The 12,187-nt window shown below is 63.6% G+C and carries 8 protein-coding genes; 4 read left to right on the forward strand and 4 right to left on the reverse strand.

The window, feature by feature from the left end:
• Positions 1 to 57 precede the first annotated feature (57 nt).
• The 4 genes from J3361_RS22225 to J3361_RS22240 form a co-directional block, all read right to left on the reverse strand.
• Complete coding sequence (locus J3361_RS22225; protein WP_207966334.1) at positions 58 to 384, reverse strand: DUF6124 family protein; 327 nt, start codon at positions 382 to 384, stop codon at positions 58 to 60.
• 521 nt (positions 385 to 905) lie between these two features.
• Entirely contained in the window at positions 906 to 2,300 is a 1,395-nt protein-coding gene (locus tag J3361_RS22230) for an efflux transporter outer membrane subunit (protein WP_207966335.1), read from the reverse strand.
• Positions 2,301 to 2,310: 10 nt separating this feature from the next.
• Positions 2,311 to 4,281: a MacB family efflux pump subunit gene (locus J3361_RS22235; protein ID WP_207966336.1), complete on the reverse strand. Its 1,971-nt coding sequence runs from the start codon at positions 4,279 to 4,281 to the stop codon at positions 2,311 to 2,313.
• Positions 4,282 to 5,430: an efflux RND transporter periplasmic adaptor subunit gene (locus J3361_RS22240; protein WP_207966337.1), complete on the reverse strand. Its 1,149-nt coding sequence runs from the start codon at positions 5,428 to 5,430 to the stop codon at positions 4,282 to 4,284. It abuts the gene before it with no gap.
• Positions 5,431 to 5,889: 459 nt separating this feature from the next.
• On the opposite strand from J3361_RS22240, the gene J3361_RS22245 reads away from it, so the two are divergent.
• The 4 genes from J3361_RS22245 to J3361_RS22260 all read left to right on the forward strand — a co-directional run bounded on the left by J3361_RS22245 (position 5,890) and on the right by J3361_RS22260 (position 12,139).
• Positions 5,890 to 6,372 (forward strand): sigma-70 family RNA polymerase sigma factor, encoded by a 483-nt coding sequence (locus J3361_RS22245; protein ID WP_279382092.1) that lies wholly within the window; start codon positions 5,890 to 5,892, stop codon positions 6,370 to 6,372.
• A 146-nt stretch (positions 6,373 to 6,518) separates the two neighbouring features.
• The gene (locus tag J3361_RS22250; RefSeq protein WP_207966339.1) at positions 6,519 to 7,853 is read left to right on the forward strand and encodes a SidA/IucD/PvdA family monooxygenase; all 1,335 of its coding nucleotides are present in this window, start codon (positions 6,519 to 6,521) and stop codon (positions 7,851 to 7,853) included.
• Between the two features lie 380 nt (positions 7,854 to 8,233).
• Complete coding sequence (locus tag J3361_RS22255; RefSeq protein WP_207966340.1) at positions 8,234 to 11,443, forward strand: transporter substrate-binding domain-containing protein; 3,210 nt, start codon at positions 8,234 to 8,236, stop codon at positions 11,441 to 11,443.
• Positions 11,444 to 11,704: 261 nt separating this feature from the next.
• Positions 11,705 to 12,139, forward strand: coding sequence for a response regulator (locus J3361_RS22260; RefSeq protein WP_207966341.1), 435 nt, complete (start codon positions 11,705 to 11,707; stop codon positions 12,137 to 12,139).
• The last annotated feature ends 48 nt before the right edge of the window (positions 12,140 to 12,187 follow it).

Below are 12,187 nucleotides of genomic sequence, written 5' to 3' on the forward strand. Positions count from 1 at the left end.
AGCGGGAGCAAGCTCCCTCGCCACAGGTGTCACTTGGCTTGAGGTTAGTGTTAGGTGTCAGCGCGGCGCGGCGATGTCCAGTGCGCGGTTTGCCAGCAGCTCACTCAGCTCGACCATCTGCTGGATCCCCAGGGCAAAGCTTCGGCGCGCACCTTCCAAATCAAAGGCCAGCTCGTTGGCCATGACATTGACCGAAGCGAGGGTTTCGCTGAGGTTGGCCAGCAGGCATTCCAGGTCCGCGCCTTGCGCTACGGTGAATAACTGGCCCGGTGGTGGCTTGGGTGTTTCGGGCTTGGGGTCGAGGTAGTAGGCGAGGGCGCGGTCGGCGGCTTCGTCGAGTTTCTTGGAATCGTCTGCGGGAGGGTTGAGGGTGATCTTGAACATGGTGCAGCTCCTGGTTATTTACGAGGCGCTGCCAGACATCACTTGCAGATGATGGGTGGCAGCTATGCGCGGGTCTGCAAGACCGGGAAACCAGGAACCCGGCAGACCCGAAGGTCTCCCGCACACAGCCGCCATTGAGCGACACAGGTGTGTCGATTGGCTTGTGGCTATGCGCCTGGTATTTCGTCGGGCTTGCAGACCCGATCACTGATGGGCAGTGACGGGAAACAAGTTATCGATGGGGTGCCAAGCGCACAAGCCGGCGGATTCTGGCGTAGTTGTAGGCAATGACGCAAGGCAACGTAGCCTCGCTCGGGCGTCCTACATGGCCGGATAAACAGAGCCAAAGCCGGACACCGTTTATGAAGTGTGGGACCTATCTGTGGGAGCAAGGCTTGCCCGCGATGCAGGCACCTCGGTCCCCCTGAAACCGCGTCGCCTGCATCGCGGGCAAGCCTTGCTCCCACAGAAGTTAACCCTGGCCACACTGTATGACTTGGTTTTGAAGATGTGTTTGAGCCCTACATCACCCGCCAACCCCCACCCAACGCCTTGTACAGCGCCACGCTCGCCTGCACCCGCGCCAATCGCAATTGCACGTTCATGTCCTGGGCGGCGTACAGCGTGCGTTGGGTTTCCAGTACGGTGAGCAAATCTTCCGCGCCGGCCTGGTAGCGGCGTTGGGCGATGTCGAAAGCGGTCTGGGCCTGGTGCAGTTCTTCGCTTTGCCATTGCCGTTGGCGGTCGAGGCCGTTGATGCCGGTCAGGGCTTTTTCGACGTCGGCGAAGCCGTTGATGATGGCGGCGCGATAGAGCTCCAGCAGTTCTTCCTGGCGCGCAAGGGTCCTGTCCCGTTCGGCCTTGAGGCGGCCGTTGTTGAAGATTGGCGCGGCCAGGCCAGCGGTGAGGCTGTAGACGTTGTTGCGCAGCAGCTGGTCGGCGATGTCGGCGCCGGTGGCGAGGCTCAGGCCCAGGGTCATGGCGGGCAGCATGGCGGCGCGGGCGACGGTGATGTCGGCCTGGGCGGCGGCGAGGCGTGCTTCGGCGGCGGCGATGTCCGGGCGGCGGCGCAGCAGTTCGCTGGGTACGCCGGCGTCGATGGCGGGCCAGTGCAGACGGTCGAAACTGTCGTCGTCGAGTGTGACCGACTGCACCGGTTGCCCCAGCAGCGTCGCCAGGGTGATCAACGCTTCGCGGGCTTGTTGTTGCACTTGCGGCACGCGGCGTTGCTGGGCCGCCACCAGGCTTTTTTGCTGGGACAGTTCCAGGGCCGTGGCGCTGCCGGCGTCGTAGCGGGTCTGGACCAGATCGAGTACACGCTGGGCGTTGTCCAGGTTTTGTTCGGCAATGCGCTGTTGCTCGCGCAGGGACAGCGCCTGGGTGTAGCTATTGGCGACGCCGCTGAGCAGGGTCAATTCCACGGTCGCGCGGTCGAACTGGCTGGCCGACAACGTCTTCAACGCACTGTCCTGGGCTGCCCGTTTGCCACCCCAGAAGTCCAGCTCATAGGTGGCGCTGAGGTTGGCGTCGTAGTAGTCGATGGTGCGGTTGTCCCGATCGACGTCCAATTGGCTGTAGCCCTTGCCCCGTAGCAATTCCTGGCGATTGCCGTTGAGTCCGGCGGTGACGGCTGGCAGCAGCGGTGCGCCAGCGATCACGGCGCTGGCCTGGGCCTGGCGTACGCGGGCCATGGCGGCGGCCAGGTCATGGCTGTCCAGGCGCGCCTGCTCGATCAAGCGGTTCAATTGCGGGCTGCCGAAGTGCGTCCACCATTGCAGGTTTACCGCTTGGGCGCTGGCTGTATCGAGGCTCTGCCAAGCCTGGGGCGGTTGAATGCCGCTGTCCGGCGTCGACAATGGGGTGGCGCAGGCCGCCAGCAACAGGCTGGCGGCCAGGAGGGTCAGGTGCGCTTTCATAAAGTGGGGTTCATTCACTGGTGAGGGCCGCCACCGGGTCGAGGCGGGCGGCCTTGCGGGCAGGCATGAAGCCGAAGACGACGCCGGTGACCAGGGCGCAGCCAAAGGCGCCGAACACCGCCAGCCATTCGAAGGCCACGGCGATCTTGCCCAGCAGCAGGGCGCCGCCCACCAGCAGGGCCAGGCCGATACCGGCGAGCCCGCCGACCACCGAGAGCATCACCGCTTCGGTGAGGAACTGGCGCAGGATGTCGCGCTGGCGGGCGCCGGTGGCCATGCGGATGCCGATCTCCCGAGTGCGTTCGCGCACGGTCATGAGCATGATGTTCATCACGCCGATGCCGCCCACCAACAGCGAAATCGCGGCGATGGCCCCGAGCATCAGCGACAGCGTGCCCTGGGTACGCGCCTCGGCCTGGATCATCGCGGCGTTGTTGGTCAGCTCGAAATCCTGCTTGCCGTCGTGCAGGCGCAACAGCGTCCGGGAGACCGCCTGCTCGGCCTCCTGGACCTTGCCGGCGTCCCGGGCGGCGATCACCACGTACTCGGGATGGCGAGTGCCGAACAGCCGCACACTGGCGGCGGAGTAAGGGATGGCGACGCGATTGTCGGCGTCCGAATCCCCGGAGCTGGCGCCTTTTTCCGCCAGCACGCCGACCACCTGGAATGGCATGTTCTCGATCAGGATGTAGCGGCCGATGGGGTCGGCGACGTCCTTGAGCAGCTTCTGCCGGACCTTGTGGCCGATCACTGCCACCGCCGCGGCGCCGCGTTCGTCGGCATCGGTAAAGTAGCTGCCCTCGGCCACTGGCCAATTGAAGATGATCGGGAAGTTTGTATCGTTGCCGCCGACGTAGCTGGTGTGGTCGAGGTTGCCGAAACGCACGCTGGCTTCGGCGCCGTTGACCGGCATGATGCGCTGCACCTCGGGCAGGGCGGCGAGGGCGGCCAGGTCGTATTCGCTGATGATGCCCTTGGCGGCTCGCGGCGTGGGCGCGCTGCCGTTGAGGTAGATGATGTTCGAGCCGAACGCACCCATTTGGGCCATGACCTGGCGCTTGCTGCCTTCGCCCACGGCCAGCATGACCACCACCGAAGCCACGCCGATGACGATGCCGAGCAGGGTCAAGGCGGTGCGAAAGCGATTGATCCACATCACCCGCCACGCCGCCTGCACCGCGTCCACCAGCTCGCCTTTCCAGGCACCGTTGTGTTCGCTGCCGGCACTCAGGCGCTGGCGCAGGTCCACGGCTTGCAGTGCCCTTGGGTTGGCTGGCGCGTCGCCCGGCAAAGCAGTGGCGCTGTCGCTGATGATCAGCCCATCGCGGATCTCGATGATGCGCTTGGCCCGGGCCGCCACTTCGCGGTCGTGGGTGATCAGGATCACCACGTGGCCCTGGCTCGCCAGTTCGTCGAGCAAGGCCATGACCTCGATGCCGCTCTGGCTGTCGAGGGCGCCGGTGGGCTCGTCGGCGAGGATGATGTGGCCACCGTTCATCAAGGCCCGGGCAATCGACACCCGTTGCTGCTGGCCGCCGGAGAGTTGATGGGGGCGGTTGCCGGTGCGGCTGGCCAGGCCGAGACGGTCAAGCAGGGCACTGGCCCGGGCGTGGCGCTCGGCGGCGGACGTGCCGGCATAGATGGCCGGCATCTCGACGTTTTCCTGGGCGGTGCCGGAGGGGATCAGGTGATAGCCCTGGAACACGAAGCCGAAGGCTTCTCGCCGCAGCCAGGCCAATTCATCGCTGCCCAGATTGGCGACGTCTTCGCCGGCGAAACGGTACTCGCCGCTGGTGGGGCGGTCGAGGCAGCCAAGGATGTTCATCAAGGTCGATTTGCCGGAGCCGGACGCGCCGACAATCGCCAGGAATTCCCCGGCATGAATGGATAAATCGATGCCGCGCAGCACCTCCACCCGCGGGCTGTCGCCACCGCCGTAGGCTTTGCGAATGTCCCGCAGTTCGATCAAGGGCGTGTTCATTCAGCCTCCGCCGCCGCTGGCCGGGCCGATCAGCACGCGGTCGCCTTCGCTCAGGCCGTCGAGAATCTCGGTACGCAGCCGATCGCTGACGCCGGTGCGAACGGTGCGTGGCTGGACATCGCCATTAGCGGCCAGCACCCGCACCTGGCCGGCCTCCTGCAATGCGGCGATGGGTACGGTCAGCACGTCGTTGGCTTGGGCAGCGACGAAAAACACTTGGGCGGTCATGTCGGTCATCAGCGCGCGGTCGGCGTTGTCCACGTCCAGCAAGACGGTGTAGAGCACCACCCGTTCGCTGCCGCTGCGGCCACCGGTAGGGCTGCCGCCCTGGCTGGCTTCCAGCGGGCGCGGCGGCACCGGGAGGATCTGGCGCACGGTGCTGCTCCAGCGCCGGCTGCCGCCGGCCAGGGTGGTGAAGTACGCGGTCATGCCTGGCTTGACGTGGCCGATGTCGGCTTCCGAGACCTCGGCCCAGACCGTCATCGGCGACAGCCGGGCGATGCGCAGGATCAGCGGGGTTTGCTGCTGGGCGTTGAGGGTCTGGCCTTCCCGGGCACCGACGGCGACCACAGTGCCGCTCATCGGCGCATAGATGCGCGTGTAGCCCAATTCAGCCTCGTCACTGCGCAGGCTGGCCTGGGCCTGGCGAATCTGCGCCTGGAACATGTCGATGCGTGCCTGGGTCGCGCGCACTTCGGCCTGGGCGGTCTGCACGTCTTCCTCGCGGGTGGCGCCGCCGGCCTTGAGTTGCTGCTGGCGGCGAAATTTCTGCTGCGCCAGGTCGTGCTGGGCGCGTTGTTCCTGGAGCTGGGCCTTGAGGTTCTCGATGGAAAAGCGCCCGGCGTCGAGCTTGGCTTTTTGCGTGGATGGGTCGATTTCCACCAGCAGTTGGCCTTCACGGACCTCGTCGCCGGCTTCTACGTGAATCTTCTGGATCTGCCCAGACGCCTGGGCGCCGACGTCGACATAGCGCCGCGGTTGCAAGGTGCCCAGGGCGGTGACGCTGTTTTCGATATCGCCCCGGGTAACGGGTGCGGTGACCAGGGGCGCCCGGCTTGGCCCGACCGCTTGCCAAGCGGCGAAAGCCACGGCCGGCAGCAGGGCGAAGGTGAGAAGCCAGGCGCGTCGGGTGGGGCGGGGACGTTTCATGCAGGGTTCCGGCCGGTGATATCGGGCCCGTCGCACGGAGGGCCGGGACGGGAAGCTGTTCTGGTAGACGAGCGTTCCGGGCGGGAATTTACTGGTGTGAAACACTTGGTAGCAGGTTGGAAAAAATCAATTGCAGCGCCACAGCCCCTGTGGCGAGGGAGCTTGCTCCCGCTGGGGCGCGAAGCGGCCCTAAAACCTGAATCCCGGTTATGTCAGATTTAATGGTGTTACCTGCCTTGGGCCTGCTGCGCAGGCCAGCGGGAGCAAGCTCCCTCGCCACAAAAGCAATACCTGGCGGCGGTTGAAGTAAACGAATCAGCCTTGATACAAACCAACGCTTTAAATCTATATGAGAATTACTATAAATTACGCGATTGAATCTGCCACTATCGTGCCATGCCCTTTTCAGGCATGCCGGGTGGCACAGGGATAGCTGTCGCAGTTATGCGCACGGGAGTCATGTTGGAAAACTACTATCGCGAGCTGGTGTGTTTCCTGAACGCCAGGCTAGGCAACCGCCAGGCGGCCGAGGATGTGGTGCATGACGCTTATGTGCGAGTGCTGGAGCGCGCCAGCGACACGCCCATCGAACAGCCGCGGGCGTTCCTTTACCGCACGGCGCTGAACCTGGTGATCGACGGGCATCGGCGCAATACCCTGCGCCAGGTCGAATCCCTGGATGTGCTGGACAGCGAAGAACGCTTCTTTACCCCATCGCCCCACATCAGCTTCGACCATGGCCAGCGCCTGGACATGCTGCAGCGCGCCCTGGCCGAGCTGCCGCCGCTGTGCCGCGAGAGTTTCCTGCTGCGCAAGCTCGAAGGCCTGTCCCACCCGCAAATCGCCGAGCGCCTGGGCATTTCCCAGGCGCTGGTGGAAAAGCACATCGTCAACGCCATGAAGCACTGCCGCGTTCGCGTGCGACAGTGGGACGCGCCCTGATTCGATCGTCGCCGGTCACCCGGCGGTAAATTTTTTTTCATTGTCCTCGTTCCTCTCAACAGACGACTTGCCGGCGCCTCGAACGCCGGTCAGGTTTCCCAGGCTTTTCGTGCCCTGTTGAGGGGCTTCTCCAGAGGACACTGGACATGACACAGGCAATTGCATCGCCCATCGTTCACGACTTGATCGGCATTGGCTTCGGCCCTTCGAACCTGGCGCTGGCCATCGCGCTGCAGGAGCGGGGGCCGGTCCAGGGTGAACTGGACGTGCTGTTCCTCGACAAGCAGGCCGATTATCGCTGGCACGGCAACACCCTGGTGACCCAGAGCGAATTGCAGATTTCCTTCCTCAAGGACTTGGTGACCCTGCGCAACCCCACCAGCCCGTATTCGTTCGTCAATTACCTCAAGCACCACGGTCGCCTGGTGGATTTCATCAACCTCGGCACCTTCTACCCGTGCCGCATGGAGTTCAATGACTACCTGCGCTGGGTGGCCGGACACTTCACCGAGCAGAGCCGTTATGGCGAGGAAGTGCTGCGCATCGAACCGGTGCTGCATAACCAACAGGTCGAAGCGCTGCGGGTGGTTTCCCGCGATGCCCAGGGTGAGGAGTTGATCCGCACCACCCGTTCGCTGGTGGTCAGTGCCGGCGGTACCGCGCGCATCCCCGAGGCGTTCAAGACGTTCAAGGATGATGCGCGGGTGTTCCACCATTCCCAGTACCTGGAGCGCATGGCGAGCCAGCCGTGCGTGCAGGGCCAGCCGATGAACATCGCCATCATCGGCGGTGGGCAGAGCGCGGCGGAGGCCTTCATCGACCTCAACGACAGTTTCCCTTCGGTGCAGGTGGACATGATCCTGCGCGGCTCGGCCCTCAAGCCGGCGGACGACAGCCCGTTCGTCAACGAAGTGTTCTCGCCGGAATTCACCGACCTGGTGTTCCAGCAACCCCACAGCGAGCGCGAGCGCCTGGTCAACGAGTACCACAACACCAACTATTCGGTGGTGGACATCGACTTGATCGAACGCATCTACGGGATTTTCTACCGCCAGAAAGTTTCCGGCATCGCCCGTCATGCGTTCCGTACCCTCACCACGGTTGAGAAAGCCACGGCCACTGACGCCGGCGTGGAGCTGGCGGTGCGCAACAACGCCACCGGCGAGCTGACGGTGCGCCGTTATGACGCCGTGGTATTGGCCACCGGTTATGAGCGGCAGATGCACCGCACCCTGCTGGAGCCGCTGGCGCAGTACCTGGGGGATTTCGAGGTGGATCGCAACTACAAGCTGATCACCGACGAGCGCTGCAAGGCGGCGATCTACATGCAGGGCTTCTGCCAGGCCAGCCATGGCCTGAGCGACACCCTGTTGTCGATCCTGCCGGTGCGTGCCGATGAAATCGCCGGCTCGCTGTATGAGCATGGGAACAATCGTGGGCAGGCGCGTCCGGTGCGCGATCGGTTGCTCGCCGCTGTGTAGCGCCCACAGGTCTCAAGTCACTGCAGGAAATCTACAGCCAACCCAACCCCCTTGTGGGAGCGAGCCTGCTCGCGAAAGCGGTGTGATAGCCGCTATCAATGTGACTGGCCTACCGCATTCGCGAGCAGGCTCGCTCCCACAAGTCCCAAGTCACTGCAGGAAATCTATCAGCCAACCCGGCCCCCTTGTGCGATACCGGCTTCAGGTCACTCGCAGGAAATTCTTCAGAAACTTCCTACACTCATGTCATGCGTCTGTTCGACAGGCGCACCGACGGTTCGCTGTTCCCTCGTATTGGCAGTCTGAACCCCTAACCGGTCACCCTGACTGAAGTCGGTGGTGTTCCGGGCCGACTACGCCAAGCGAAACACCCCGACCAGATGATGCTGCTTCTTCGCACAGGCCTGGTGGCGCTGCTGCTGGGCTCATTGAGTGTGGCGCCGCAGGTGGGCGCGGCGCCTGAGACCTTGCAGGTGCTCGGACGCTCCCATGTGGATGATTATTCGGTGTCCCTCGACGCCGCCGACTGGGCCTGGTTGCGCCAGAAGGGCACGTTGCTGCTGGGCGCCTCGGCGCCGGACTATGCGCCTTTCAGCATCACCGGCAATGGTCGCGACTATGAAGGCCTGACTGCCGACTATGCACAATTGCTGGGGCAACTCCTGCACATCAAGGTGCAGGTCCAGCGCTACCCGTCCCGTGCCGAATCGCTCCAGGCCCTGCGCGGCGGGGAGATCGACCTGCTTGGCACCGCCAATGGCTTCGAAGCCGCCGATCCAGACCTGGCGATGTCCCAGGCCTATGCCGATGACTTGCCCACCCTCGTGGCCCGCATCGACGACAGCCAGGACTTGCCCACGGACCTGGCCGGCAAGCGCGTGGCGATGCTCTATCACTACTTGCCGCCAGAGACGGTCGAGGCGTTTTATCCCGACGCTGCCTTTCAATTGTTTCCCTCGACCTTGAGCGCCATCGGTGCCGTGGCGTTTGGTCAGGCCGACGTCTACCTGGGAGACTCGATCAGTTCCAACTACCTCATCAGCAAGAATTACCTGAACAACGTCCAACTGGCCGATTTCTCGCGCCTGGAAGTGCAGCCGTTCGCCTTTGCGGTCAGCCGCGACAATGCGCGGGTGCTGCGCATCGTCAACGCCGCGCTGCACGCCATTCCTGCCAGCGAACGCATGATCATCCTGCGGCGCTGGAGCGCCGGTGGCGCCAGCATGCCGGGTCAGCAGACGCTGCATTTCAGCGTCAGCGAACAGCGCTGGCTGGATGCCCATCCACGGATCAAAGTCGCCGCCAACGAAAACTTCCTGCCGCTGACGTTCTTCGATGAACAAGACCATTTGCGCGGCATCGGCGCCGATGTGCTGGCCAGGATCAGCTTGCGCACCGGTTTGAAATTCGATGTGCAGCGGGGCGACTCGGTTGACGATTTGATCGGCCAGATCAAGAGCGGCAAGGCCGACGTCTTGGCCACCGCCATCCCCAGCGGCGAACTCGAAGACGAGTTGCGTTTTACCCGACCCTACCTGGCGAACCCGTTCGTGCTGGTGGTGCCGCTCAAGGCCAAGGCGCTGACCCTGGACCAGATGGCCGGCAAGCGCCTGGCGCTGGTGCGTGGCAACGTGCTGCGTGAGTTCCTGCTGGAGCAGTTCCCACGGGTGCAGTTGGTGGCGGCGCAGAACGCGGCCGACGCCATGGCCATGGTCGCCGCCGGCACGGCGGACGCGGCGATCAATCCGCTGATCAGCGCCCGCTACATGATCTCCCGCCAGTACCGTGACACGTTGCAAGTCACCAGCACCGTGGGCACCTTGCCCGCGCACGTTGCCCTGGCGACGAACCGGGACGCATTGGCGCTTCACTCGATCCTGGACAAGGCGCTGTTGAGCATCACGCCGGAAGAGATGGACGAACTGACCAACCGCTGGCGCAGCGAAGTGGTGATCGACGACAGTTATTGGCTGCGCAACCGCACCACGATTCTCCAGGGTTTTGCCGTGGCTGCGCTGCTGTTGCTGGTGGCCTTGGGCTGGGGCGTTTATCTGCGGCGCCTACTGGAGCAGTTGCGCGTGGCCAAGGAAAGCGCCGACGAGGCCAATCGGGCCAAGACCACCTTCGTGGCGACCATGAGCCACGAGATCCGCACGCCGATGAATGCGGTGATCGGCCTGCTGGAGCTGGCTCTGAAGAAAGCCGACCAGGGCATCGTGGACCGGTTCGCCATCGAAGTCGCGTCGGGTGCTGCCCATGGCATGCTGGACTTGATCGGCGACATCCTCGATATCGCTCGCATCGAGTCGGGCAAGCTGTCGCTGGCGCCGCAACGGGCCAATCTGCACGGGTTGATCGAGTCGGTGGCGCGGATCTTCGAGGGCCTGGCCTGGCAGAAACACCTGCGCTTGCACTGGGTACTGGATGCGACGGTCAATCGCGACGTGTTGGTCGATCCCTTGCGCTTCAAGCAGGTCGTCTCGAACCTGTTGGGCAACGCCATCAAGTTCACCGACCAGGGTGAAGTGCGCCTGAGTGTGCGCGGCGAGTTGAACCCTGAGCATAAACACTTGGGCATTCGCCTGCGGGTCGAGGACACCGGTTGCGGTATTTCCCCCGAGGACCAGCGTCGTCTGTTCAGTCCCTTTACCCAGGCCGGCCATCACCCCCAGTCGGCCCGCAGCGGTTCCGGGTTGGGGTTGGTCATCAGCCGCACCTTGTGCGAAATGATGGGCGGCACCCTGGCGTTACACAGCGTGCCAGGGCAGGGCACGCAGGTTGAAGTCTTGCTGGACCTGCCCGTGCTCGACGCGCTGCCGACGATGCCGCCCCGCCAGGACGAGGCGCTGCCGACGGTCCGGGCGCTGAGTATCCTGGTGGTCGACGACTACCCGGCCAACCGCTTGCTGCTGTCTCAGCAACTGGGCTACCTGGGCCATCGTGTCCAGGAGGCACAAAACGGTATCGACGGCCTGCAAGCCTGGCGCCGCGAACATTTCGATGTGGTCATCAGCGACTGCAACATGCCGTTGATGAGCGGCTACGAACTGGCCCGGGCCATTCGCGACGAAGAGCGCGACCGCAACCTGTCGCCGATAGTGATCCTGGGGTTCACGGCCAACGCCCAGCCTGAGGAAAAGCAGCGCTGCGCCGAGGCTGGGATGGACGATTGCCTGTTCAAGCCCATCGGCCTCAGGGAGCTCAATGCGTGCCTGGTGTCAGTGACGCCGGATGCGCGCGCGCGCCAGTCCAGCGATGGCATTGACTTGGCCGGTCTGGAACAACTGACCGGCAGCGACACGAGCGCCATGAAGGCGTTGTTGGAAGAGCTGGTCAGCAGCAATGCCGAAGATCTCGTGCGGCTGCTGCACTTGGCCACCCGACAAGACTTGCCGGGCTTGGCGGACCTGGCGCACCGGATCAAGGGCGGGGCGCGGATTATCCAGGCGCAACGGCTGATTGCTGCCTGCGACGCGCTGGAAGAGGCTTGCCGAGAAGGCAACGTGTCGCTACTCACCGAAGCCGTGGAAGACCTACGCCAAGCCATCGACCACCTGGCGGAACAACTGAAACCCTACATGGCGGAATAGGACCGGTAGGAGCTGACGAGTGCAACGAGGCTGCGATCTTTCCCCTGACACTTGAGTCCCAAGCGAAAAATCAAAAGATCGCAGGCTTCGCCAGCTCCTACAAAATCCGGGCAGAGAATCAATTCCTTCACCGCAGGGGCTGTGTCTGGCTTCATTTTGGGAATAATCCTACATCGCCCTTCAAACACTTCCTCTAGCCTGAGCGCCCTTAATGTTCTTGAGCCGGTGCCTACCTGGCGCGTTGCTATTGGAAAGCTTGCCATGCCGAACAAAGCACTTCGTATCCTGATTGCCGATACCCAACATACCCATCGAATCGTGCTGGAGCGTCTGTTCAATCAACTGGGCTATTTCCGGATTGTGCCCGTAAGCCATTTGCAGGAGTTGCTGACACTGGTGGAGTACGGCAGCGAGCCGTTCGACCTGGTTGTCGTCAACGCGCAACTGGCCGGTGGCGCACTGGATCTGCACGATTTTGTTGTCTATAACCCACAGGTTCGCCACGGGATGCTTTACAACGCGCAACCGACCAGCCAGTCGACGACGCCTGTGGCGCGTCGATCAAGACTGCACTTGAGCCAGGCGCCACTGCCTGGCCTGGCTTCGCTGCGGGGTTTGATGGAGCGAGTTGATCCTCAGGTCAATGAGCCGTTGCAGGCGTGGGGGCGCCCCCTCAGGCTGGGTCATGGAGATTGATCCAGACCGTTGGTCCGCACTGTCAGGTCTGACAGGTGGCAGGGCCGG

Origin of the sequence: Pseudomonas sp. OA65 (assembly GCF_017498305.1) — a bacterium.
In the GTDB taxonomy this organism is placed as follows: Bacteria; Pseudomonadota; Gammaproteobacteria; order Pseudomonadales; family Pseudomonadaceae; genus Aquipseudomonas; species Aquipseudomonas zanjanensis.